This window comes from Lacisediminihabitans profunda (assembly GCF_008040105.1).
Taxonomy (GTDB): domain Bacteria; phylum Actinomycetota; class Actinomycetes; order Actinomycetales; family Microbacteriaceae; genus Lacisediminihabitans; species Lacisediminihabitans profunda.
The window spans coordinates 504,655-526,766 of record NZ_VRMG01000005.1; the positions used below are offsets into that span (position 1 = coordinate 504,655).

Consider the following 22,112-nt stretch of genomic DNA (forward strand, 5'->3'; position numbering starts at 1 on the left):
TAAACTCGACTCCCGTGGCTGATCCTCTGACAAACTCCGGCGCCCCGATCGGGATCTTCGACTCGGGTGTCGGCGGGCTCACGGTCGCCAGGGCGATCATCGACCAGCTGCCGAACGAATCCATCCTCTACGTGGGGGACACGGCTCATTCGCCGTACGGCCCGAAGCCGATTGCCGATGTTCGCCGATACACCCTCGCCGTGCTCGACGACCTCGTCGCGCAGGGCGTGAAGATGATCGTGATCGCCTGCAACACCGCGTCGTCCGCGATGCTGCGGGATGCGCGCGAGCGCTACACCCAGGCCCTCGGGATTCCGGTGGTCGAGGTGATCCAGCCGGCGGTGCGCGCCGCCGTGCGCCAGACGCGGAACGGACGGGTCGGAGTGATCGGCACCGTCGGCACGATCGGGTCGAAGGCCTACGACGACGCCTTCGCCGCCGCCCCGCACCTCGACCTGTTCACCCAGGCCTGTCCGCGGTTCGTGGAGTTCGTGGAGGCCGGTGTCACGAGCGGCGCCGAGCTGTTCGACGTGGCCGAGCACTACCTCTCGCCGCTCAAGGCGGCCGGGATCGACACCCTCGTGCTCGGCTGCACCCACTATCCGCTCATGTCCGCGGCCATCCAGTACGTCATGGGCGAGGACGTGACCCTCGTCTCGAGCGCGGAGGAGACGGCCTTCGACGTGTACCGCACCCTCGTCAAGCACGGCATTCAGCGCACGTCTGCCGCACCGCCCGTGCACGTCTACGAGGCCACCGGCGACAGCCAGGCCCAATTCACCTCCCTCGTGACCCGCTTTCTCGGACCCGCGGTGTCGACCGTCGACCTCGTCGAGACCGGCACCATCCACCTCCCAGCTAAGGACGCCATCGCATGAGCATCAGCCAGGCCACCGACACCCCCAGCGGTCCCCGCAGCGACGGGCGCGGGCACGACGAGCTTCGGGCCATCACGATCGAGCGCGGTTGGAGCGACCAGGCGGAAGGCTCGGCCCTCATCTCGTTCGGCCGCACCAAGGTTCTCTGCACGGCCTCCTTCACCAACGGCGTGCCCCGCTGGATGACCGGCAAGGGCAAGGGCTGGGTGACGGCCGAGTACTCGATGCTTCCGCGCTCCACCAACGACCGCATGGACCGGGAATCGGTGAAGGGCAAGATCGGCGGGCGCACCCACGAGATCTCCCGCCTGATCGGCCGGAGCCTGCGCGCGGTCGTCGACATGAAGTCCCTCGGCGAGAACACCATCGTGATCGACTGCGACGTGCTCCAGGCCGACGGAGGCACGCGCACCGCGGCGATCACCGGCGCCTACGTGGCGCTCGCCGACGCGCTGGAGTGGGGCCGTTCCAAGCGATTCATCGGCCAGAACGCCAAACCCCTCATCGACAGTGTCTCGGCGGTCTCGGTGGGCATCATCGACGGCGTTCCCATGCTGGACCTGGCCTACGTGGAAGACGTACGGGCCGAGACCGACATGAACGTGGTCGTCACCGGCCGCGGCCTCTTCGTGGAGGTGCAGGGCACCGCCGAGGGAGCGCCGTTCGACCGCTCGGAGCTCGACTCGCTCCTGGACCTCGCCCTCGGCGGGGCCGCCGACCTGACCAAGCTCCAGGTGGAGACCCTGGGCCGATGACCACTCAGCCGACGACGGGCGGCCCGACGGCGCACGAGCCGGTGCGGCTCGTGCTGGCCACCCACAATGCCCACAAGGTCGCGGAGCTGCGCCGCATCCTCGGGGCCTCCCTCGACGGCATCGAGCTCATCGCCTACGAGGGACCCGAGCCGGTGGAGGATGGCGAGACCTTCGAGGCGAACGCGCTGATCAAGGCGCGAGCGGCCTCCGAGCACACCGGTCTCCCGGCGATCGCCGACGACTCCGGCATCGCCGTCGCGGCCCTCGGGGGAGCCCCCGGCATCAACTCGGCCCGCTACGCCGGCAGCCGGGACGACGCGGACAACGTGCGGTTGCTTCTCGCCAACCTCGTCGGGAAGGAGGAGCGCGGCGCCCAGTTCGTGTGCGCGGCCGCCCTCGTGGTGCCCGCGCCGCTGGCTTCGGTCGGTCCGGATGGGCCATCGGAGGACGCCACGAGCTTCGAGTGGGTGGAAACGGGAATCTGGGCGGGGACCGTGTTGCACGAGGCGGTCGGCGGCGGCGGATTCGGCTACGACCCGGTGTTCAAACCGGCCGGCTACGCCGTCTCGTCCGCCGAGCTCCACGCCGACGAGAAGAACGCCATCAGCCACCGCGCCCGCGCGTTCGCGGCGCTCATGCCTGTCGTCCGGGAACGATTGGTACCCTGAGCGGTGCGCGGCGCCGCTGAGGACTCGGGTGTGGCAATGAATCGGGCAGCGGCACGCCCGGTGACACGCGGAGTGTGGCTCCTCGGGCCGGCATTCGTCGCCGCCATCGCCTACGTCGACCCTGGCAACGTCGCCGCGAACCTCACCGGCGGCGCCCGCTACGGCTACCTCCTCGTCTGGGTGCTGGTGGCGGCCAATCTCATTGCCGCCCTCGTGCAGTACCAGTCGGCCAAGCTCGGGCTCGTCAGTGGTCGAACGATGCCAGAGCACCTGGGCGAGCGAATGCGCACGCCGGCCAGGATCGCCTTCTGGGGGCAGGCGGAACTCGTCGCGGCCGCCACCGACATCGCCGAGGTGATCGGCGGCGCGATCGCGCTCAACCTGCTCTTCGGCCTGCCGCTCTTCGTCGGCGGACTCATTGTCGGTGTGGTCTCGATGGCCCTTCTCGCGCTGCAGAGCCGCTACGGCCAGCGCCCATTCGAGACCGTGATCATCGGCCTGCTCACGGTGATCGCTGTCGGCTTCCTCGCCGGGCTCTTCATCAGCCCGCCGGACGGGCTCTCGGTGCTCGATGGGCTCATTCCCCGTTTCGACGGCACCGGGTCGGTGCTGCTCGCGGCGAGCATGCTCGGCGCGACCGTCATGCCGCACGCGATCTATGTGCACTCCGCCCTCGCGCGCGACCGCCACGGGCGGGCTGGCTCCGCGGATGATCGGGCGCGCCTGCTGCGCGCCACCAAGTGGGACGTGGTGATCGCCCTCGGCCTCGCCGGGGTGGTGAACATCGGCATGCTGCTGCTCGCCGCGGTCAACCTGCGGGACGTGGCCGGCACGGACACGATCGCCGGCGCGCACGCGGCGATCGGCTCGGCGCTCGGTCCGGGCATCGCGCTCGTCTTCGCGATCGGCCTTCTCGCCTCGGGGCTCGCGTCCACATCCGTGGGCAGCTACGCCGGGGCGACGATCATGGCCGGGTTGATCAAGCGCTCCATCCCGGTCTTCGTGCGGCGCGGGGTGACCCTCATCCCCGCGCTGATCGTGCTCGCCGTGGGGGTGAACCCCACCTGGGCGCTCGTGATCAGCCAGGTGTTCCTGAGCTTCGGCATCCCGTTCGCCCTCGTGCCGCTGCTCCGCCTCACCAACGATCCGGCGATCATGGGCGAGAGCGTCAATCGCCGGCCGGTGAGATGGGCGCTCGGCGTGGTGGTGGTTCTCGTGGTCGCGCTCAATCTCGCGCTCATCGTGCTCACCCTTGCCGGGTAGGGCGGCGGCCCCGCGCGCCGCGGGGTACCGTTGGAGTCGCCATGAACAACATTGACCCCGCCTCCGACGTCCCCCTCGACGACTCACCAGCCCACAGGATCGCGGTCGCCGTCGAGCGGTTCGGCGAAAAGAACGTCGCCGAGCGCGCGGCCTCCCTGCTTCGCGGTGGCAACGAGGGCGAGGAATTCCTGCTCTGGGTGGGCGGCCGTCACGCCCAGGGCGTGCTCGACGGGGCGCCGCCCCTGTACTGGCCGGAGGTGTGGGGCGCGCGCGCCCTCAACTACGTGTGGGACGACTCCTGCGAGTCCGCCGTGATCGCCGGGCTCTCCGACCGGGCCTGGCGCGTGCGCGAAATGTGCGCCCGCGTGTGCCTCGGGCGGAAGATCGGCAGTTCGGAGACCCTCTCGCCCCTGCTCGCCGACGAGAACGAGCGAGTTCGGATCGCCGGCGCGCGGGCCATCGCCGAGGTCGGTGACGCGGAGAACGCCCCGGCCCTCACGGCGATGCTGCGGGATCCGCAAAAGGAAGTGCGCCGGGCCGCGCAACAGTCCCTCGTCCGCCTGGCGAAGCGACTCGACCGGCCGCTCGCCTGACCGTCGCTACTCGGCCTTGCGGTCGAAGTACTTCGCGTCGATCACGACGTCCGCATCGGTCGGCAGGGGGGCGTTCTCACGATTGGCCCGCTTCGCCTTCACCGTCGACTGGATGTAGTGGTACACGGTGGGGATGAGCGTGAGCACGACGGCGGCGAGCAGAATCACGTCGATGTACTTCGAGACGAAGGCGGCGACCGGTGGGATGTAGCCGAGCAGGTATCCGCCGAAGGTGAGGCCGGCCGCCCAGAGCAGCGCACCGATCAGGTTGTAGATCGAGTACTTGCGGTAGTTCATGCGACCTACGCCAGCCGCCACCGGCACGAAGGTGCGCAGCACGGGGACGAAGCGGGCCAGCACGACGGCGAATCCGCCGAAGCGCTCGAAGAACGCATTGGTGCGTTTGACGTTTGCGATGCTGAAGAGCCCGGTCTCCTTGCGTTCGAAGATGCGCGGCCCGGCCTTCTTACCGATGAGGTAGCCGACCTCGCCGCCGAGGAACGCGGCGAGCCCGATGGCGGGCACGACCAGCCAGATCGGCACGCCGATTCCGGGGTGGAAGGCCAGCAGTCCCGTGATGATGAGGAGCGTGTCGCCCGGCAGCAGGAATCCGACCAGGAGTCCGGTCTCGGCGAAGATGATGAGGCAGACACCGACAAGCGCGTAGGGCCCGAAGGCATGGATCAGCGATACCGGGTCGAGCCAGGGGATGAGGCCGGAAGATAGCAAAGGGGAAAGCTCCAGTCGTCTGTATTAGACAGGGTAGCCCGTGGACCGGGGGACAGGATGGGGATAACCTCCCAATCCGCCTTGGTGCGGAAGAAGGGACTCGAACCCTCACGCCTTTCGGCACAGGTACCTAAAACCTGCGTGTATACCAATTTCACCACTCCCGCGAGTGCCGCTCAAGTGTATCCGCACCGGCCGGAGGCCGCCTCATTCGCCGATGTCCCCGCCACTGCGCGGCACTCGCTTGCCCCTGGCATGCGTTGTGCAGGACGGCGCCGCCGTCCACGGGTGTCCGCCCCGCAGACTCCAGTTGTGCAGGACGGGTGGTGCAGGACGGCAGGACGGGTTGTGCAGGACGGCTCCGCCGTGCACGGGTGCCCGCCCCGCAGACTCCAGTTGTGCAGGACGGGTGGTGCAGGACGGCAGGACGGGTTGTGCAGGACGGCTCGGGCGGATGGCGAGGACGATTGGCGCAGAACCGACGGGAGCGTCCTGCAGACCGGGACCGTTCGGGGCGCCACACCCCTGCCGTGTCCTGCACAAGCTGTCCTGCACAGGCTGTCCTGCACAGGCTGTCCTGCACAAGCTGTCCTGCACAACTGGAGTCTGTGGGGTAGGCACCCTCACCTCCGGGGCCCGTCCTGCAGAACACGGCCCGACCAGAAGGTCCACGACCACGAGATCCGCAACCTCGCTCACGTTCACCGACTGAAGCGAGTCGTCACACCCAATCAACCACCCTGCCTGGGCAGTGCACCTAGAGGTGGTCCTTCTCCGCCTCGACGCGGGGAACCAGCGGCACGGCCAGGGCCGGGGACGCCGCCACGACGAGGAAGGCGAGCGGGAAGCCCACGAGTCCGATGAGGGCACCGACGAGCGGTCCCACCGCGGAGGCCGCGATGAACTGGCCGGTGTTCTGCACCCCGAGGGCGCGACCTGACCAGGCCGCCCCCGACATCTCCGCGACCGAGGTGAACGCGAGACCGTTGTCGGCCACCGTCACAGTCATCGCGACCATCAGCACGATCGCGCCGAGCAGCCAGCCGGCGCCCCCGACGGCGGCGAGCAGCGCCATCACGACGCACGCCGAGACCGCCACCCAGCGCAGGGGGCGAACCCGGCTCCCGACCCGGTCGCTCAGAACGCCGACGCCGATGCGGCCCACCGCCCCCACGAACTGGGCGGATCCCACGATGATGCCGGCCGCGAGCGCCGGGACACGCAGCTCCGTCACGAGCCAGACGAGGCCGAAGGTGGAGAGCGTGAACTGCGGCACGACGAGCAGCACCGATACCGCGTGGATGCGCCAGAGGAATCCGCTCGAACGGTACGGATTGCGCGGAGTTTCGCCGGTCGCCGTCCTGGCGGGCCGCGGCGGGTTCACGATTCCGATGGCGCAGGCGACGGCGAGCGCCGCGGTGAGCGCGAGGGGCACGATGAGGGCGGCGCCGATGCCTCCCGCCGACGCGATCGACGGCACGGTCACGGCGGCGATCGTCACGCCGAGCGGCTGTGCCATCTGCCGGATTCCCATCGCGAGCCCGCGCCGGTCCTTGGGAAACCAGCCGACCACCACCTTCCCGCTCGCCGAGTTGGTGCTCGCCGACGCGGCCCCGCCGAGCAGCAGGAACACCCCGAGCGAGACGTATCCGGGCGAGACCGCCGCCCCCAGGGCCGCGAGGGAGGTGAGCGCGAGTCCGCCGGCGATCACCCATTTCTCGCCCACCCGATCGGCGAGGGCGCCCCACGCGATGAGGGTGAGAACCATGCCCATCGTCGGCGCGGCGGCCAACAGGCCGGCCTGCGCGAGCGAGAGTCCGCGTTCGGCGTGCAGGAGGGGGATGAGGAACGCGGGAGTCGTGACGAAGACGGTGCCGGCGGTCTGCGCGGCGACCCCGAGCACGAGCGCGGTCCAGGCGCGCGTCGCGTGCGGGAAGGGGGCCGTGGAGACCGTGGTCATGTGCGCGTGTTCCTCCCGCATCCGCCCGACCGCTGAATCCGGCGGCCGGCTCCGACGCCGTTTGGTCAGCGGACCGTCACGCGGCGTTCACACTGCGGCCAATTAGGGGCAGCGTCGGCTTCCTAGTCTCGCAGGATTATGACTGAGATTCCGACGGTGAGCCGATGAGCGTCGTGGCCATCATCCCGGCGCGGGGCGGGTCCAAGGGCGTGCCGGCGAAGAACCTTGCCCGGGTCGGCGGGGTGTCGCTGATCGTGCGCGCGGTGTCGGCCGCACGGGCGAGCAGGCTCATCGACCGGGTGGTCGTGAGCACGGATGACCCGTCCATCGCCGCGGCCGCCCGGTCGGCCGGAGCCACCATCGTGAACCGCCCGCCGACGCTCTCGACCGACCTCGCGACCTCCGAGTCCGCGCTCCTGCACGTTCTCGAACAGCAGGGCGGCACCCCGGACATCGTCGTCTTCATTCAGGCAACCTCGCCGTTCATCAACACCGCGGAGCTCGACGAGGCGATCGAACGGGTGCGCAGCGGGGTCGAGGACGTGGTGTTCTCCGCCGCGGAGACGCACGCCTTCCTCTGGCGCATCACCGATGCCGGCGCCGTCGGCGTCAACCACGAGCCGGCCGTGCGGCAGCGTCGGCAGGACCGCGAACCGCAGTTCCGGGAGACCGGGGCGTTCTACGTGCTGCGCGCGGCGGGTTTCGTGCGGGCGGGGCACCGCTTCTTCGGCCGCCTGGGCGTGACGATCGTGGACGAGCGCACCGCGATCGAGATCGATACCGTCGATGAGCTCGAGATGGCGAACGCCCTCGCGCCCCTCGTCGACCCCTCGCTCGAACCCCATCCGATCGACGTCGATGCGGTCGTCACCGACTTCGACGGGGTGCACACCGACGACCGTGTGCTCATCGGCGCCGACGGGTCCGAGTTCGTCACCACCAATCGTTCGGACGGCCTCGGCGTGCGACTCCTGCGGGAGAGTGGGATGCCCGTGCTGATCCTCTCCACCGAGGCGCACCCCGTGGTCTCCGCCCGGGCCGCGAAGCTCCGAGTGGAGGTGCTTCAGGGCGTGCGCGACAAGGCCGCGGCGCTCACCGGCTGGGCCGAGGACCGCGGCATCCCGCTCGAGCGGATCGCCTATCTCGGAAACGACGTCAACGACCTCGGCTGCCTCGCGATCGTCGGCTGGCCGATCGCGGTGCCGGATGCGATGCCCGAGGTGATCGCCGCCGCCCGCGTGGTGCTCGACACACCGGGCGGCTACGGCGCCGTGCGCGAACTCGCCGACCTGATTTTGACGACCCGCAGTGCACGGATCGACGAGCAATTGGAGGAACCATGGTTGTATCCATCGGCAGTTCAGAGCTAGGAAATGGCGCGGTGTACGTCATCGCGGAGATCGGGCTCAACCACAACGGCGACGTGGATCTCGCGATGCAGTTGATCGATGTGGCCGCGGACGCGGGCGCCCAGGCGGTCAAATTCCAGAAGCGCACCCCGGAGATCTCCACCCCGGAGCACATGAAGAACACGCCGCGGGAGACGCCGTGGGGGCTCATGACCTACCTCGAATACCGCTACCGGGTGGAGTTCAGCCGCGAGCAGTACGTGGAGATCGGCGACTACGCGACGCTCCGCGGCCTCGACTGGTTCGCCTCCCCGTGGGACGAACCGTCCGTCGATTTCCTCGAGGACCTCAACGTCTCCGCCCACAAGGTGGCCTCGGCCTCCGTCACCGACCTCGGCCTCCTCGAGGCCCTCGCTGCGACCGGAAAGCCCGTGATCCTGTCCACCGGCATGTCCACCCTCGACCAGATCGACCGGGCGGTGGACGTGCTCGGCACAGACAACCTCGTGATCCTGCACGCGACGTCGACCTACCCGCTCCCGCCGGAGGAGGCGAACCTCCGCATGATCACCACCCTCCGCCACCGCTACCCCGGGGTGCCCATCGGGTACTCCGGCCACGAGCGCGGCCTGCAGATCTCGATCGCGGCCGTCGCCCTCGGCGCCGTCGCCGTCGAACGGCACATCACGCTCGACCGCACGATGTGGGGATCCGACCACGCCGCCTCGCTCGAACTGCAGGGCTTCACGCAGCTGGTTCGCGACATCCGGATCGTGGAGGAGGCGCTCGGCGACGGAGTCAAGCGCATCTTCCCCGGGGAGTTGGCACCGCTCGCCAAGCTTCGACGCGTTCCCGCTTGACGACGCCCACCCGCATCCTCGCGATCGCGGACTCCGACTCGTACATCAAGTGGGGGGCCGCCCTCCTCGACCGCGCGCCGGCCGAGTGGGAGAAGACCCTCGTGGTGGTGGCCAGCCCGGTGCTGCCGAGCGCCGACCAGTTGTCGGCGGCGCTCGCCGGGAGCGCGTCAGACGGCGCGCGACCGGCGATCCTGGACCTCTCGGCCCTCGCCGTGCGGATCGGCCGCCTGCAGCCGGCCGTCGTGCTCGTCTCCGTTCGCGGGCCGCTGGTGAAGGTGGTGGTCCGCGCCGTCGTCGGGGCGGCGACCCGACGCCCGGTGATCGTCACCGGGCTGCCCGGCATCTCCGTGCCGGCCAGCAGGATGGCCATCGCGCACCGCGCCCAGGCCGACCTCTTCGTGCTGCACAGCCGCCGGGAGACGCGCGAGTTCGCCGAACTCGCCGAACACATGGGCATCGACCAGAGGTTCGCCCTGGCGACCCTGCCGTTCCTGCCGCGTCGCACGCCGGGCCGGCGCGCGGACGGCGACGTCATCTTCGCCGCGCAGGCGAAGGTACCGTGGGACAAGGCCGACCGCCTCGCCCTGCTGAGCTGGCTCGCCGAGTCGGCTCGGCGGCATCCGTACCGTCGCGTGATCGTGAAGGTGCGTGCGGCGCGCGGCGAGGCGCAGACGCACGCCGAGACTCACGACTATCCGAGCCTGATGGCGCAGCTGAAGCCCCCGGCGCCCGGCAACCTGGTGGTGGCCGGCGGCGCGATGTCCGACCACCTGGCCGGGGCCGCCGGCCTTGTCACGGTGAGCTCGACGGCCGCGATCGAGGCGGTGGCGCTCGAGGTGCCGGTGCTCGTGATCGCGGACTTCGGCGTCAACGCCGCGCTCATCAACACCGTGTTCGAGGGCAGCGGCCTGCTGGGCAACTGCGCGGACCTCGTGGACGGCCGGTTCAAGCGGGCCGACCCGGCCTGGCTCGACGACAACTACTTCCACGGCACCGGCGAGGACGACTGGGTGCACCGCACGTTCGAGCTGCTCGTCCTGCGCGAGGCGGGCCAGTTGCCGCTCAAGACGCTGACGCGCGGCACGGCGGGCGGGGTGGTGCGACGCGCGTGGGACCGTAAGCGGGCCCTCGGCCGGTTCGACCGCTCGCTCGCCGGCGCGATCGCCCTCGTCATCGGCACGCCCGTGCGAATCCTGCTGCTCGCGGTGCGCAAGGTCAGCCGGGAGCGCAAGCGGGCCGTGCGACCCTGATTCCCGACTCTCCGCGGCCTGTGGACAATCGGTGCGGCCGGGGTCCGGCTCGGCCCACACTGTCGGCATGTCGAGGGCCGTCACGATCATCACCGAGCAGGTGCGCGAGAGGGTGCGTCTGGATGGCGTGGACCTCGGCAACGACCGCGCGCTCGCTGACCGCTACGTTCGGGATGAGGTTCAGCGGTACAGCGAGCGCGCGCTCGGCGGCACCCTGCCGATGCTCGCGGACGAGGGGGCGGCCACCCGGCAGATCGTCGCCTCGATAGCCGGCTTCGGCGCCCTCCAGCCCTACCTCGACGACCCCGAGATCGAGGAGGTCTGGATCAACGGGCCCTCGAGGGTCTTCGTCGCCCGCAACGGCGTGCCCGAGCGCGTCGATGTGGTGCTCACGGGCACCCAGGTGCGCGACCTGGTCGAGCGGATGCTCCAGTCCTCGGGGCGCCGGGTCGACCTGAGCAGCCCATTCGTCGACGCATCGCTGCCCGACGGATCGAGGCTGCACGTGGTGATCCCGGACGTGACCCGCGCGCACTGGGCGGTCAACATCCGCAAGTTCACCCGACGCATCCGCGACCTGCAGACCCTCGTCTCGCTCGGATCGCTCACCCAGCAGAGCGCGGAGTTCCTGCGGATGTGCGTGCTCGCCGGGCAGAACATCCTCGTCTCCGGCGCCACCCAGAGCGGCAAGACCACCATGCTCAACAGCCTCCTCGCCGCGGCGCGCCCCGGGGAGCGCATCGTCACCGTCGAGGACACCTTCGAACTCGACCTCGCCGCCCGGGACACCGTCGCGATGCAGTGCCGGCAGCCGAGCCTCGAGGGCACCGGCGAGATCACCCTGCGCCGCCTCATCAAGGAGGCTCTGCGGATGCGCCCCGACCGGCTCGTGGTCGGCGAGGTGCGCGAGGCGGAGTCGCTCGACCTGCTCATCGCGCTGAATTCCGGCATCCCCGGCATGTGTTCCCTCCATGCGAATGGGGCGCGCGACGCCCTCGCGAAACTGTGCACGCTGCCGCTTCTGGCGGGACGCAACATCGACTCCGCGTTCGTGGTGCCCACCGTCGCCGCGTCGGTGGATCTCGTGGTGCACTGCGAGTTGGCCCGCAATGGCAGGCGGCGAGTGACCGAGATCGTGGCGCCGAGCGGACAGGTCACGGCGGGCGTGATCGAGGCCAGCACGATCTTCGCGAGCGAGCGCGGCGTGCTTGAACCGACCGGAAGCTACCCCACCAAGTCCGCAAAGTTCGTCGCCGGCGACTTCGACCTCGCCTCCGTTCTCGGCACGGTGCGCACGTGACCGTCGCGCTCGGCCTGCTGCTCGGTCTGGGGATCGTCCTCTCGGTCTCGCCGCTGCTCTGGCCCCCATCTGACGCCGCGTCGACCCCTCCTCGTTTGACCCGGTTGCTCAGGGAGCGGCTCGCCCAGGCCGGACTCCAGGCCGTCTCGCTTCCCGCCCTCGCAGCCGCCTCGGTGCTCGCGGCGATGGCCTCGAGCGCCCTCGTCTTCGCCCTCGTGCCGGTGCTCGCCATCGCCGTCATCGCCGGAGGTGTCGCGCTCGTCCTGCCCCTGTCGATCGTGGGCTGGCGTGCGCGAAGCCGACGACGCCAGGCCAGGGTGGTCTGGCCGGATGTCGTGGACCACCTCGTCTCGGCCGTGCGCTCCGGACTCGCCCTGCCCGACAGTGTCGTGGCGCTCGCTCATTCGGGGCCGCCGCAGACCCGTGAACAGTTCGCCGCCTTCGAACGGGAGTACCGGGCCACCGGCAACTTCGCGCTCTGCGCCGACTCACTCAAGACCAGGCTCGCCGACCCGGTCGCCGACCGCATCCTGGAGACGCTCCGGATGTCGCGGGAGGTCGGCGGGAGCGAGCTCACGACCGTGCTGAGGAGCCTCGCGTCCTACCTCAGGGCGGAGTCGGCGATCCGATCGGAGGTCGAGGCGCGGCAGTCCTGGGTGCTGAATGCGGCCAAACTCGGGGTGGCTTCCCCGTGGGTGATCCTCCTGCTGCTGTCGACCCGGCCGGAGGCGGCCGCGGCCTACAACACTCCGGGCGGGGTGGTGCTGATCGTGGCCGGGCTTGCGGTGACCGCCGTGGCCTACCGCGCCATGCTCGCTCTGGCGCGGTTGCCGGAGGAGCGACGATGGTTCAGTTGACCTCGCTCGGCGGCTGGGCGGTGCTCGCCGGGACGGCTTTGGGTGTCGGTCTCTGGTCGCTCGTGAGCCTCGTCCCGCGGCTGGGCCGACCGCGTCTCGCCGACCGGGTGGCCCCCTACCTCGTCGACGTCGCGCCCGGTGCGCGCGAGCTGCTGGGCAGGCGGTCCGCCGACCCGCTCCCAGTCTTCTGGGCGCTCCTGGCGCCGATCGCGGCGGGGGCACGGAGGGCGCTCGGCTCCCTCGTGGGCGGCTCCGTGACGATCCAGTTGCGGCTCCGGCAGTCGGGGAGCGGTCTGTCAGTGGAGGCGTTCCGATCCCGCGAGCTCGGCTGGGCGCTCGGCGGGGCCGTCGCCGGGGTGTTCGCCGCGCTGGCGATCGGGCGCGCACAGTCTCCACCGGCCGTCGTCTACGCGATCATCGTGGTCGGCTCCGCGATCGGCGGGGTGCTGCTCCGTGACTTCCTGCTGCAGCGGGCGGCACGGCTGCGACTCCAACGGCTGTCGAGCGAGCTGCCCACCGTGCTCGAGTTCCTCACCCTGAGCCTCTCGGCGGGGGAGGGCATCCTGGATGCGATCCGCCGCGTCGCGCGGGTGAGCCACGGGGAACTCGCGGCCGAGTTCGGCGCGGTTGTCGCCGCGGTGAATACCGGCCTCCCGCTCGGCGAGTCCCTCGCGGCGCTCGCCGAGGGCGTGCGCCTCCCGGCGCTCACCCGCTGCGTCGAACAGATCACCGGCGCGCTCGATCGCGGAACGCCGCTCTCCGAGGTGCTGCGGGCCCAGGCCCAGGACTCGAGGGACGAGGCGAAGCGCGAACTGCTCGAGGTCGCGGGAAAGAAGGAGGTGGCGATGCTCGTGCCCCTGGTCTTCCTGATCCTCCCGGTGACGATCGTCTTCGCGATCTTCCCGGGAATCTTCGTGCTCCAACTGGGCCGGTGACGGTCGCAAGAGAAAGGAAGAAATCATGTCGAGAGTCCGTCGGATGCTGGCCGGTCTGGTCGCGGAGGAACGCGGCGACGTACCGGGCTGGGTGCTCATCACACTCATGACCGCGGGGCTGGTGATCATCATCTGGGCCCTCGCGGGGCCTGCGCTGAGCAGCGTGTTCCAGCAGGCGATCGAGCGAGTCACGAGTTTCTGATCGCCGTGCGTGCCCTCCGGTCGGCGCTTCGTCGTGACGACGGCTCCGCCCCGGCCGAGTTCGTCATGGTCGCGGCGCTGCTCACCGTGCTCACCCTGTCGGTGATCCAGCTCGGGCTCGCGCTGCACATCCGCAACACCGTGCTCGATGCGGCGGCCGAGGGTGCCCGGTTCGCGGCCCTCGCCGACAACGGGCTTCAGGACGGAGCCGCTCGAACTCGTGATCTCATCACCGAGGCGTTGGGCGCGGGCTATGCGGCGGGCGTCTCGGCCGACTACGGGAGCTACCTCGGACATCCGGCGGCCATCGTGACGGTGCGCACCCCACTGCCGCTCATCGGCCTGGTCGGGATCGACGGCGGGCTGGAGGTGACCGGTCATGCCTCGGTGGAGACTCTGGGTGAATAGGAGACTCTGGGTGAATAGGGGCTGGGTGACTGAGCGCCGGGTGCATGAGGGCTGGACAGATGAGCGCGGGTCGACCTCGCTGGAGTTCGTCACGGCCGGTCTGTTGTTGCTGCTTCCGCTCGTCTATCTCGTGTTGTCCGTGTCGTCGATCCAGGCCGGCGCCCTGGCCGTGGAGGGGGCGTCCCGCCAGGCCGCCCGCGTGTTTGTGCAGGCCGGCTCCGCCGAGGCTGGGCGGCGCCAGGCGGAGCGGGCGATCGACGTGGCCCTTGCCGACTATGGACTCGATGGCCGCTCGGTGAGCGTGACGGTCGCCTGCAGCCCGCGCCCCGAGCGCTGCCTCACCCGCTTGGGCACCGTCACCGTGACGATCGACGGGGCGGTGCCACTGCCGCTGCTCCCGTCGGTGCTGACCGGCAGCTTCCCCTTGGCCATCCCGCTGCACGCCAGCGCGACGCAGCAGGTCTCCCGATTCTGGGGTACCCGGTGAGGGGCGGACCGCGCGACGCCCGCGGCGAGGAGGGGTCGATCCTGCCGCTGACGATCTTCTACGGCTTCCTCTCGCTCGTGCTCGTTCTGCTCGTCGTGGCGGCGACCTCGCTCTACCTCGAGCGCAAACGACTCTTCACGCTGGCGGACGGGGCGGCGCTCGCAGGAGCCGAGGCCTTCGCCCTGGAGGACGTATTGCTCGGTGCGGGCGGCCCGCGTCCTCGGCTGAGGTCGCCGGCTGTCGCCGCCGCGGTGCGCGACTACCTGGCAACCGCACCGAGCGACATCGATTCGCTCGCGGTGGAGCGGGCGGTGACCACCGACGGGCGAAGCGCGACCGTCGAGCTCTCGGGCTACTGGCGACCGCCCGTGCTGACCGTGTTCGTGCCGGCGGGGTTCCGCCTCGAGGTGACGGCGGTGGCCCGGTCGGTGTTCTTCTGACCCGACGGCTAGGGGTTCGCGGCGTCGCCGTGGCCGACGAAGGCCAGGGTGGTGCCGATGCCGATCATCATCACGCCACCGGCCGCGCTGAGGTGCTCCACCCGGCGCGGGGACCGGCCGAACCAGTCGCGCGCCGCCCCCGCGGCGAGGGCCCAGACGCTGTCGCTCGCGAGCGCGATGCCCACGAAGATCGCCCCGAGCACGATCATCTGCACCGGCACGTTTCCGAGCGAGTAGTCCACGAACTGGGGAAGCACGGCGATGAGGAAGACGATGGTCTTGGGGTTGGAGACGCCGACGACGAAACCCTCGCTGAGAATGCGCCCCCTGCTGCGCCGGGACACGGTCGAGGTCGCGGCGCTGGCCCGCTCGCGCCGGTGCCGGATGGCCTGGATGCCGAGGTAGACGAGGTAGGCGGCGCCGAGCAGCTTGACCACGGTGAACAGAACTATCGACTCCTGCAGGAGCGGCCCGATCCCGAGCGAGATCGCGAGGGCGGCCACGAAGGTGCCGGCCGACGTGCCCAGCACGCTGAGCAGGCCGCCGATGCGGCCGAGGGAGAGCGAGCGGCCGATCACGAACAGCACGGCCGGCCCCGGCAGGAGGATGAGCGGGATCGACAGCAGCGCGAACGCCACGAGGTGCGAGGGGGAGACCATGCAGCGATGCTAGCGCTGACGACGGAAGTAGGGTGGACGCAAATGTTCAGCGAGCAGACCCTCTGGGATGTGGTCGTCGTGGGAGCCGGGCCGGCCGGCTCTTCGGCGGCACGCGTCGCGGCCGAGGGCGGGGCATCCGTGCTGCTTGTCGACCGGGCTCGGTTCCCGCGCTACAAGACCTGCGGCGGCGGCCTGATCGGCATCTCGCTCGACCACATCCCGCCGTCGGTGCTCGCGACCGTCGAGCAGCGCGCGAGCGCCGTGCGGTTCTCGTTGCGCGGTGGCTCAGCGCGGTCCCTCGGGGCGGGCCGGCAGTTCCTCGCCCTGGTGCAGCGGGAACGGTTCGACTCCGCCCTCGTGGAGGCGGCGGTCGCGGCGGGCGTCACCTTCGCCGACGGAGTGACGGTGCGCTCGATCGCCGAGGATGCGAGGGGCGAGGTGGTCGTCTCGACCGACGAGGGTGACATCCGGGCACGAACGGTGATCGGCGCCGACGGCACGAGCGGCCGCTGCGGCCGGTACGTGGGGGTGGTCGCGGGCGGGATCGACCTCGCGCTCGAGCTGGAGATCGCCCGCCCGTCGGCGGGCGCGGCCTTCGACGACCGGGTCTTCCTCGACTGGGGCGGGAGCCCCGGCAGCTACGCGTGGATGTTCCCCAAGAACGAGGTGCTCACCGTGGGGGTGATCCAGGCGAAGGGGGCGGCGGATGCCACGCGCGACTACCTGCGGGAGTGGGTGGGGCGGCTGGGCCTGCAGAACGACGAGGTGCTGCGGTCGTCCGGGCATCTCACCCAGTGGCGGACGCCGGACTCGCCGCTGCGGCGCGGGAACGTGATCGTGGCCGGGGACGCGGCCGGGCTGCTCGACCCGTGGACGAGAGAGGGCATCTCCTACGCCCTCCGCTCCGGATGCTGGGCCGGGGAGGCCGCGGCGCGGGCCGCCCACGCCGACGAGAGCGCTCGGGCGGCGGCCCTCGACTCCTACCCGGCGAGGATCGCCACCGGACTCGCGGCCGACATCGCGGCGGGTCTCAGGCTCCTGCGGATCTTCGAGAGGCATCCGGGGCTCGTGCACTTCTTCCTCGCGTACTCGGGCGTCGGCGGACGCCTCTTCGTAAGCGTCTGCACCGGCGTCAGGACCCTCGCCGGCATCGTCGGCACGAGGGTGATGCGAACGGCGCTGGCCCTGCTGCGGCTCTGACCGGGGGCGATCCGGTCAGCGACGGTGCGGCGCGAACCGGGGCACGTAGCGCAGCAGGATGCCCGCGCCGATGAGCCCGACCACACCCATGACGCCGCTCGCGACGGCGATCGACGCGGCGGCCACGACGGCCGAGACCGCGAGCGGCGCGGCCGCACTGCCGGCGTCGCCGGTGAATCGCCAGGCCCCGAGGAACGGGGCGGGGTCTCGTGGGTCGGCGAGGTCGGCACCGAGTGTCATCAGGATCCCGCTGCCCACCCCGTTGGCGAGCGACATGAAGATCGCCGCCGCGATGAACCAGGCCACCGCCCCCGGCACGTCGTGCGTGAAGGCGAGGATCAGGTGCCCGATGCCGAGACCGATCATCGACGGCAGGGCGCTCCAGAGTCTGCCCCAGCGGTCCATGATCTGGCCGCTCGCGTAGAAGAGGGCGAAGTCCACGGCGCCCGCCGCTCCGATGATGAGGGCGGTCTGGGCATCCGGAATCCCGATGCTCACCGCCCACAGCGGCAGGATCACCTGCCGGCTCGCCCGCATGGCCCCGATCAGGGCGGCGCCGGTGCCGAGCCGCGCCAGCACCGCGCGGCTGTTCCAGATGCTGCGGAAGAGGCCGTGGGCCTCGTCGGCCACGAGCTTCTCGCCCTCGCGCATGACGGCCGGCGCGCGACTGACCGCGAGCTGCTCCGTCGGGTCCCTGAGCACGAGGAGGAGGATCGCGGCCGTCGCGCAGCCCACGATGTGCACCCAGAACACCGACTGGGTGCTGCCGGTGAGGTGGATGACCGCCGCGCTGATGAACGGACCGACGAAGTAGCCGAAGCGGAAGGTGCCGCCGAGCGTGGAGAGGGCGCGGGCACGGTAGGCGCGCGGCACGAAGCTCGTCATGAACGCGTGCCTGGCCAGGGCGAACACCGCGGTGGAGAGGCCGATCGCGAGGATCCCCACGCCGAGGACCCAAGGGTTCGGGGCCAGCAGGGCGGTGACGAGCCCGACGATGGAAAGCAGCGCCGCGTAGATCATGGCGGTGCGCTCGCCGATGCGGGACACGATCCAGCCGCTCGGGATGTCGCCGAAGAGTTCGCCGAGCATGATCATCGACGCGATCAGGCCGGCGACCGCGAGCGAGGCGCCGAGGCTGTTCGCCACCACCGGGATGATCGGGATGATCGCGCCCTCGCCGAGCGAGAAGGCGAGCGTCGGCAGGATGGCGGGTAGCGCTATCGAACGGAAGCTGAAGTCCTGCTCGGCGGTGCCCATCCCTTCCGATGCTACCCGCGGTCGGGGCACCGGAGGGGACACCCGCTGGGCCGGTAGGCTGGTGGGGACATGGACGAGCTCGATTTTTCTGAACAGATCGCCGCGCTTCGCTCGACCTTTGCGGACATCCGCTCTGTCGTCGGGGTAGACAAGCTCACGGCGGAGATCGCGGACCTCAGCGAACAGGCAGGCGTGCCCGACCTGTGGGACGACACCGAGAAGGCGCAGAAGATCACCTCGGCGCTCAGCCACAAGCAGGCGGAGCTCGCGAAGATCGTGAGCATCCAGTCGCGGCTGGACGACCTCGAGATCATGGTCGAGCTCGCCAACGAGGAGGCGGATGCCTCGGCCGCCGCCGACGCGCAGGCCGAGCTCACGAGCATCCAGAAGCTGCTCGGCGAGCTCGAGGTGCAGACGCTGCTGAACGGTGAGTTCGACTCCCGCGCCGCCGTCGTCACCATCCGGGCCGGGGCCGGGGGAGTGGACGCCTCGGACTTCGCCGAGATGCTCATGCGCATGTACCTGCGGTGGGCCGAGCAGCACAACTACCCGGCCAAGGTGCTCGACACGAGCTACGCCGAGGAGGCGGGCATCAAGTCGACGACGATCGAGATCGACGCGCCATACGCCTTCGGCACCCTGAGCGTGGAGGCCGGCACCCATCGCCTCGTGCGGATGAGCCCCTTCAATTCGGCCGGAAAGCGGCAGACCAGCTTCGCCGCGGTCGAGGTGATCCCGCTCATCGAGCAGACCGACGTCGTGGAGGTGCCAGAGGGCGACATCCGGGTGGATGTCTTCCGGTCGAGCGGTCCGGGCGGCCAGTCGGTGAACACCACGGACTCCGCCGTGCGAATCACTCACATCCCCACCGGCACGGTGGTGTCGATGCAGAACGAGAAGAGCCAGATCCAGAACCGTGCTGCGGCGATGCGGGTGCTGCAGTCCCGCCTGCTGCTGATCGAGCGCGAGCGCGAGGCGGCACAGAAGAAGGAGCTCGCCGGCGTGATCACCGCGAGCTGGGGCGACCAGATGCGCAGCTACGTGCTCGCGCCGTACCAGATGGTGAAGGACCTGCGCACCGACTACGAGGTGAACAACCCGTCCGCCGTGTTCGACGGCGACCTCGACGGGTTCATCAATGCCGGCATCAAGTGGCGCAAGCGCGACAAGAGCGACTAGCCCTTGACCGCCCCCGCCGCGATGTTGGCGATGAAGTGGCGTGAGCCGATGAGGAAGACGCCGATGAGCGGCACGACACTGATCAGCGCGCCGGCCATCACCATGCCGTAGTCGGTTCCGTAGATGGAACTGAGCTGCGAGAGGGCCACCTGCAGAGTCTGCCGCTTGGGGTCGACCAGCACGATGAGCGGCCAGACGTAGTCGTTCCACGCGCCGATGAACGTGAAGATGCCGAGAAACGCGAGTCCGCCGCGCAGCATCGGCACGGCCACCAGGAAGTACGTCCTGAAGAAGCCTGCGCCGTCGATGCGGGCCGCCTCGACGAGTTCGTCGGGGATGGCTCCGGATGCCAGCTGGCGCAGCAGGAAGATCCCGAACGCGTTGGCCGCCCCCGGGATGATCAGCGCCTGGAACGAGCCGATCCAGCCCAGCTGGCTCATGACCACGAAGTTGGGAACGAGGGAGAGCTGCGCGGGAATCATGAACGTGGCCAGCAGCACCGCGAACAGGCTGCGCCGGAACGGGAAGTCGAACTTGGCGAAGGCGAAGGCCGCGAGCGAGTCGAAGAACATGACGAGCACCGTGCAGGACAGGGCCACGAACAGGGTGTTGCCGAGTGCCCCGAACAGGTCGATGCTGGCCAGCACGTGGCCGACGTTCTCGAAGAGATGGCTGCCGAAGATGAGCTTGGGCGGATATCCGAAGATCTCGGCGGTGGTGTTGGTCGCCATCACGACCAGCCAGTAGAACGGGAAGATCGACAGGAAGACGCCGACGAGGATGGCGAGGTGGGTGACGATCCTGGCGACTCGGCCCTGTTTCAGCGCCCGGGCATCCCGCCTGGCCTGGGCATCGTCGATCGGGGGCGAGGGCCGTGGAGGAGTCTGAAGCTCGAGCGGTTTGGCCTGCGTGGTCGTCATTTCGTGCGTCCCCACTTCTTCGTTCCGGTTCGTTCACTGACCAGCCGCCAATTGATGGCCGCGAAGAGGGCGGCGATCACGAAGAGCGCCCAGCCGATTGAAGAGCCGTAGCCGAAGTCGAACTGGGTGAACGCCTGGTTGTACTGGTAGAGCACGATGGTCATGCCGGACTCGTTGGGGCCTCCGGTGTTGCCCAGCAGCACCTGCGGTTCGGTGAAGAGGCTGAGACCGCCGATCGTGGAGGTGATCACGGTGAAGAGGATCACCGGCCGCAGCATCGGGATGGTCACCTGGGCGAAGATGCGGGCGGTGCCCGCGCCATCCATCTTGGCGGCGTCGTAGACGTCGGAGGAGATGGCCTGGAGCCCGGCGAGGAAGATTATCGCGTTGTAGCCGGTGAACCGCCAGATCACCATGACCGCGATCGTGGTCTTGATCCCCCAGTCGGAGGTGAGCCACGGCACCGTGTCCAGGCTCAGGGCCTTGAGGGCGGAGTTGACGATTCCGAAGCTGTCCGAGAAGACCGAGCCGAAGACGAGGGCCATCGCCACCATGGACGTGACGTTCGGCATGAAGTACGCGACGCGGTAGAAGCCCTTGAAGCGGATGTTCTGGTGCAGCAGCACGGCGATCACGAGCGCGAAGAACAGCATCGGGATCGTGGACATGAACCAAATGATGAAGGTGTTCGAGACCGCGTTCCAGAACCGGGGATCGCTCAGCAGGTACTGGAACTGGGCGAGGCCCACCCACTTCATCGTGCCGATGCCGTCCCAGTCGTGCAGGGAGATGTAGAGCGAGAACACGATGGGGAAGAGCCCGAAGATCAGAAACAGGATGTAGAACGGCGAGATGGCCAGGTACTGCGGCCAGTAGCGCTTGAGGGCGGACACCGGGCGGCGAGTCGTCAGCGGGGAGGTGGTCATGTCATCAGCCCCCTCTTCTCGAGCTGGCGTATGCCCTGGGCCATGGCGTCGGCCCAGGCGCGATCCGGGTCCTTGCCCTGGGTCTCGACGTTCACGAGCTCCTTGAGCACGCCCTCCGAGACCTGGCTGTCGTAGGGGCTGATGAAGGTGATCGGCACCTCCTTCGCCGACTCCTGGAACACGCCGAGCACGTCCTGCCCGCCGAAGAACTTGTCCGGCGAGCTGAGCTGCGGTGACTCGAACGCCTTCGGCGCCGAGGGGAAGAGCTGCACGTCCCGGTAGGTCTGGATCTGGGCCGCGGGGGAGGTGAGCCAGGTGATGAAGTCGAAGGCGGCCTTGGGGTCCTTGCAGCTCTTCGGGATGGCGAGGAACGAGCCGCCGCTGTTGCCGGGGGCGCCCGGCTGGTGGGCCACCGCCCAGGTGCCGGAGCTGTCCGGCGCGGTGGACTTGAGGATCGGGCCCCACCAGACGGCCTCGATGTGGCTCGCGACCTTGCCGCTCACCCAGGCGGAGTTCATCTCGGCCGGGGTCTGCACCCTCGCGGTGACGCCCGCCCGGGCGGCGGCGACCGCGACATCCCAGGCCCGGCGGATGGTGCCCTCCTGGTCCTGGAACAGGGCGCGACCGGCGGGGGAGAAGTAGCGTTCGGCGCTCGCGTTCACGATCTGGCTGTAGACGATGCTTGCGTTGGCGATCAGCGACACCCCCGAGTTGCGCTTGAGCTTCTTGCCCGCGTCGAGCCACGCCGGCCAGGTGTCCGTGGAGGCCGCGACCTCCTCCGGATCACGCGGGAGCGAGGCGGCGGCGAAGAGGTCGGTGCGGTAGAACTGCGCCGTCGGACCGGTGTCCATCGGCCAGAAACACATGCGGTCGGTCGGCGTGACCCCGAACTGCCACTTCCAGGGCAGGTAGTCCGCCTTGTGCTCTTGCGCCCCCAGCTCGTTCATGTCCACGAACTGGTCTTCCGACGGAAAGTAGAGCGCGACGTTCGAGTTCAGCCCCGTGATGTCCGGCACGTACGCCCGGCCGGCGAGGCTC

General features: G+C 69.8%; 24 protein-coding genes and 1 tRNA gene. 17 read left to right on the forward strand and 8 right to left on the reverse strand.

What is annotated here, in order from left to right:
* The first annotated feature begins 14 nt into the window (after nt 1–14).
* From murI to FVP33_RS06925, 5 genes are read left to right on the forward strand one after another with little or no spacing between them, the layout of a single operon-like run.
* Nucleotides 15–878: a glutamate racemase gene (gene murI / locus FVP33_RS06905; RefSeq protein ID WP_246142210.1), complete on the forward strand. Its 864-nt coding sequence runs from the start codon at nt 15–17 to the stop codon at nt 876–878.
* On the forward strand, nt 875–1,633 hold the full coding sequence (gene rph, locus FVP33_RS06910; protein WP_147782876.1) for a ribonuclease PH: 759 nt from the start codon (nt 875–877) through the stop codon (nt 1,631–1,633). Before murI ends, rph begins: the two co-directional genes overlap by 4 nt.
* On the forward strand, nt 1,630–2,301 hold the full coding sequence (gene rdgB, locus FVP33_RS06915; RefSeq protein WP_147782877.1) for an RdgB/HAM1 family non-canonical purine NTP pyrophosphatase: 672 nt from the start codon (nt 1,630–1,632) through the stop codon (nt 2,299–2,301). Before rph ends, rdgB begins: the two co-directional genes overlap by 4 nt.
* A gap of 36 nt (nt 2,302–2,337) precedes the next feature.
* Entirely contained in the window at nt 2,338–3,564 is a 1,227-nt protein-coding gene (locus tag FVP33_RS06920; RefSeq protein WP_147782878.1) for an Nramp family divalent metal transporter, read from the forward strand.
* Nucleotides 3,565–3,605: 41 nt separating this feature from the next.
* Nucleotides 3,606–4,157 carry a HEAT repeat domain-containing protein gene (locus FVP33_RS06925; protein WP_147782879.1) on the forward strand — a complete coding sequence of 184 codons (552 nt, stop codon included), beginning with the start codon at nt 3,606–3,608 and terminating at the stop codon, nt 4,155–4,157.
* 6 nt (nt 4,158–4,163) lie between these two features.
* On the opposite strand, the gene FVP33_RS06930 is transcribed toward FVP33_RS06925, so the two are convergent.
* From FVP33_RS06930 to FVP33_RS06940, 3 genes are all read right to left on the reverse strand, one after another.
* A complete protein-coding gene (locus FVP33_RS06930; RefSeq protein ID WP_147782880.1) occupies nt 4,164–4,886 on the reverse strand; it encodes a DedA family protein in 723 nt (240 codons plus the stop codon).
* Between the two features lie 82 nt (nt 4,887–4,968).
* Nucleotides 4,969–5,053, reverse strand: a tRNA-Leu gene (locus FVP33_RS06935).
* A gap of 590 nt (nt 5,054–5,643) precedes the next feature.
* The gene (locus FVP33_RS06940; RefSeq protein ID WP_147782881.1) at nt 5,644–6,846 is read right to left on the reverse strand and encodes an MFS transporter; all 1,203 of its coding nucleotides are present in this window, start codon (nt 6,844–6,846) and stop codon (nt 5,644–5,646) included.
* Nucleotides 6,847–7,010: 164 nt separating this feature from the next.
* On the opposite strand from FVP33_RS06940, the gene FVP33_RS06945 reads away from it, so the two are divergent.
* The 10 genes from FVP33_RS06945 to FVP33_RS06985 all read left to right on the forward strand — a co-directional run bounded on the left by FVP33_RS06945 (nt 7,011) and on the right by FVP33_RS06985 (nt 14,933).
* Nucleotides 7,011–8,216: an acylneuraminate cytidylyltransferase gene (locus tag FVP33_RS06945; protein ID WP_147782882.1), complete on the forward strand. Its 1,206-nt coding sequence runs from the start codon at nt 7,011–7,013 to the stop codon at nt 8,214–8,216.
* A complete protein-coding gene (locus tag FVP33_RS06950; RefSeq protein ID WP_147782883.1) occupies nt 8,186–9,055 on the forward strand; it encodes an N-acetylneuraminate synthase family protein in 870 nt (289 codons plus the stop codon). The genes FVP33_RS06945 and FVP33_RS06950 overlap by 31 nt, the downstream gene beginning before the upstream one ends.
* On the forward strand, nt 9,052–10,305 hold the full coding sequence (locus tag FVP33_RS06955) for a DUF6716 putative glycosyltransferase (protein ID WP_147782884.1): 1,254 nt from the start codon (nt 9,052–9,054) through the stop codon (nt 10,303–10,305). The genes FVP33_RS06950 and FVP33_RS06955 overlap by 4 nt, the downstream gene beginning before the upstream one ends.
* 67 nt (nt 10,306–10,372) lie before the next feature.
* The gene (locus tag FVP33_RS06960) at nt 10,373–11,605 is read left to right on the forward strand and encodes a TadA family conjugal transfer-associated ATPase (protein ID WP_147782885.1); all 1,233 of its coding nucleotides are present in this window, start codon (nt 10,373–10,375) and stop codon (nt 11,603–11,605) included.
* Nucleotides 11,602–12,462 carry a type II secretion system F family protein gene (locus FVP33_RS06965; protein WP_147782886.1) on the forward strand — a complete coding sequence of 287 codons (861 nt, stop codon included), beginning with the start codon at nt 11,602–11,604 and terminating at the stop codon, nt 12,460–12,462. Before FVP33_RS06960 ends, FVP33_RS06965 begins: the two co-directional genes overlap by 4 nt.
* A complete protein-coding gene (locus FVP33_RS06970; RefSeq protein WP_147782887.1) occupies nt 12,450–13,397 on the forward strand; it encodes a type II secretion system F family protein in 948 nt (315 codons plus the stop codon). Before FVP33_RS06965 ends, FVP33_RS06970 begins: the two co-directional genes overlap by 13 nt.
* 25 nt (nt 13,398–13,422) lie before the next feature.
* The gene (locus tag FVP33_RS19450; protein ID WP_187270604.1) at nt 13,423–13,599 is read left to right on the forward strand and encodes a hypothetical protein; all 177 of its coding nucleotides are present in this window, start codon (nt 13,423–13,425) and stop codon (nt 13,597–13,599) included.
* Between the two features lie 5 nt (nt 13,600–13,604).
* Nucleotides 13,605–14,006: a TadE/TadG family type IV pilus assembly protein gene (locus FVP33_RS06975; protein WP_147782888.1), complete on the forward strand. Its 402-nt coding sequence runs from the start codon at nt 13,605–13,607 to the stop codon at nt 14,004–14,006.
* A gap of 10 nt (nt 14,007–14,016) precedes the next feature.
* Nucleotides 14,017–14,493 (forward strand): hypothetical protein, encoded by a 477-nt coding sequence (locus FVP33_RS06980; protein ID WP_246142211.1) that lies wholly within the window; start codon nt 14,017–14,019, stop codon nt 14,491–14,493.
* Nucleotides 14,490–14,933 carry a pilus assembly protein TadG-related protein gene (locus FVP33_RS06985; RefSeq protein ID WP_246142212.1) on the forward strand — a complete coding sequence of 148 codons (444 nt, stop codon included), beginning with the start codon at nt 14,490–14,492 and terminating at the stop codon, nt 14,931–14,933. The genes FVP33_RS06980 and FVP33_RS06985 overlap by 4 nt, the downstream gene beginning before the upstream one ends.
* 8 nt (nt 14,934–14,941) lie before the next feature.
* Here the strand turns inward: FVP33_RS06985 and FVP33_RS06990 are convergent, their stop codons facing one another.
* Nucleotides 14,942–15,592: a LysE family translocator gene (locus FVP33_RS06990; protein ID WP_147782890.1), complete on the reverse strand. Its 651-nt coding sequence runs from the start codon at nt 15,590–15,592 to the stop codon at nt 14,942–14,944.
* A 42-nt stretch (nt 15,593–15,634) separates the two neighbouring features.
* Between FVP33_RS06990 and FVP33_RS06995 the strand changes: the two genes are divergently transcribed.
* Nucleotides 15,635–16,792, forward strand: coding sequence for a geranylgeranyl reductase family protein (locus tag FVP33_RS06995; RefSeq protein WP_187270605.1), 1,158 nt, complete (start codon nt 15,635–15,637; stop codon nt 16,790–16,792).
* A 15-nt stretch (nt 16,793–16,807) separates the two neighbouring features.
* Here the strand turns inward: FVP33_RS06995 and FVP33_RS07000 are convergent, their stop codons facing one another.
* A complete protein-coding gene (locus FVP33_RS07000; protein ID WP_147782892.1) occupies nt 16,808–18,049 on the reverse strand; it encodes an MFS transporter in 1,242 nt (413 codons plus the stop codon).
* A gap of 69 nt (nt 18,050–18,118) precedes the next feature.
* Here FVP33_RS07000 and prfB point away from each other — a divergent pair, with 69 nt between their 5' ends.
* Nucleotides 18,119–19,228, forward strand: coding sequence for a peptide chain release factor 2 (gene prfB / locus FVP33_RS07005; RefSeq protein WP_147782893.1), 1,110 nt, complete (start codon nt 18,119–18,121; stop codon nt 19,226–19,228).
* Here prfB and FVP33_RS07010 read toward each other — a convergent pair.
* Genes FVP33_RS07010 through FVP33_RS07020 form a run of 3 tightly spaced genes read right to left on the reverse strand, consistent with a single transcriptional unit; the run spans nt 19,225 to nt 22,090 of the window.
* A complete protein-coding gene (locus tag FVP33_RS07010) occupies nt 19,225–20,148 on the reverse strand; it encodes a carbohydrate ABC transporter permease (RefSeq protein WP_147782894.1) in 924 nt (307 codons plus the stop codon). The two genes, prfB and FVP33_RS07010, sit on opposite strands and share 4 nt — an antisense overlap.
* The gene (locus FVP33_RS07015) at nt 20,145–21,074 is read right to left on the reverse strand and encodes a carbohydrate ABC transporter permease (RefSeq protein WP_147782895.1); all 930 of its coding nucleotides are present in this window, start codon (nt 21,072–21,074) and stop codon (nt 20,145–20,147) included. The genes FVP33_RS07010 and FVP33_RS07015 overlap by 4 nt, the downstream gene beginning before the upstream one ends.
* Nucleotides 21,071–22,090, reverse strand: coding sequence for an extracellular solute-binding protein (locus tag FVP33_RS07020; RefSeq protein ID WP_187270606.1), 1,020 nt, complete (start codon nt 22,088–22,090; stop codon nt 21,071–21,073). Before FVP33_RS07020 ends, FVP33_RS07015 begins: the two co-directional genes overlap by 4 nt.
* Nucleotides 22,091–22,112 lie beyond the last annotated feature (22 nt).

Excerpts from the sequence above, each read along its gene's own strand:
- FVP33_RS06995 (WP_187270605.1), top strand. The coding sequence starts at position 15,635 with ATGTTCAGCGAGCAGACCCTCTGGGATGTGGTCGTCGTGGGAGCCGGG.
- rph (WP_147782876.1), top strand. The coding sequence starts at position 875 with ATGAGCATCAGCCAGGCCACCGACACCCCCAGCGGTCCCCGCAGCGAC.
- FVP33_RS06925 (WP_147782879.1), top strand. The coding sequence starts at position 3,606 with ATGAACAACATTGACCCCGCCTCCGACGTCCCCCTCGACGACTCACCA.
- FVP33_RS06950 (WP_147782883.1), top strand. The coding sequence starts at position 8,186 with ATGGTTGTATCCATCGGCAGTTCAGAGCTAGGAAATGGCGCGGTGTAC.
- FVP33_RS19450 (WP_187270604.1), top strand. The coding sequence starts at position 13,423 with ATGTCGAGAGTCCGTCGGATGCTGGCCGGTCTGGTCGCGGAGGAACGC.
- FVP33_RS06970 (WP_147782887.1), top strand. The coding sequence starts at position 12,450 with ATGGTTCAGTTGACCTCGCTCGGCGGCTGGGCGGTGCTCGCCGGGACG.
- rdgB (WP_147782877.1), top strand. The coding sequence starts at position 1,630 with ATGACCACTCAGCCGACGACGGGCGGCCCGACGGCGCACGAGCCGGTG.
- FVP33_RS06940 (WP_147782881.1), bottom strand. The coding sequence starts at position 6,846 with ATGACCACGGTCTCCACGGCCCCCTTCCCGCACGCGACGCGCGCCTGG.
- prfB (WP_147782893.1), top strand. The coding sequence starts at position 18,119 with ATGGACGAGCTCGATTTTTCTGAACAGATCGCCGCGCTTCGCTCGACC.
- FVP33_RS06945 (WP_147782882.1), top strand. The coding sequence starts at position 7,011 with ATGAGCGTCGTGGCCATCATCCCGGCGCGGGGCGGGTCCAAGGGCGTG.
- FVP33_RS07000 (WP_147782892.1), bottom strand. The coding sequence starts at position 18,049 with ATGGGCACCGCCGAGCAGGACTTCAGCTTCCGTTCGATAGCGCTACCC.
- FVP33_RS07010 (WP_147782894.1), bottom strand. The coding sequence starts at position 20,148 with ATGACGACCACGCAGGCCAAACCGCTCGAGCTTCAGACTCCTCCACGG.
- FVP33_RS07015 (WP_147782895.1), bottom strand. The coding sequence starts at position 21,074 with ATGACCACCTCCCCGCTGACGACTCGCCGCCCGGTGTCCGCCCTCAAG.
- FVP33_RS06920 (WP_147782878.1), top strand. The coding sequence starts at position 2,338 with ATGAATCGGGCAGCGGCACGCCCGGTGACACGCGGAGTGTGGCTCCTC.
- FVP33_RS06990 (WP_147782890.1), bottom strand. The coding sequence starts at position 15,592 with ATGGTCTCCCCCTCGCACCTCGTGGCGTTCGCGCTGCTGTCGATCCCG.
- FVP33_RS06960 (WP_147782885.1), top strand. The coding sequence starts at position 10,373 with ATGTCGAGGGCCGTCACGATCATCACCGAGCAGGTGCGCGAGAGGGTG.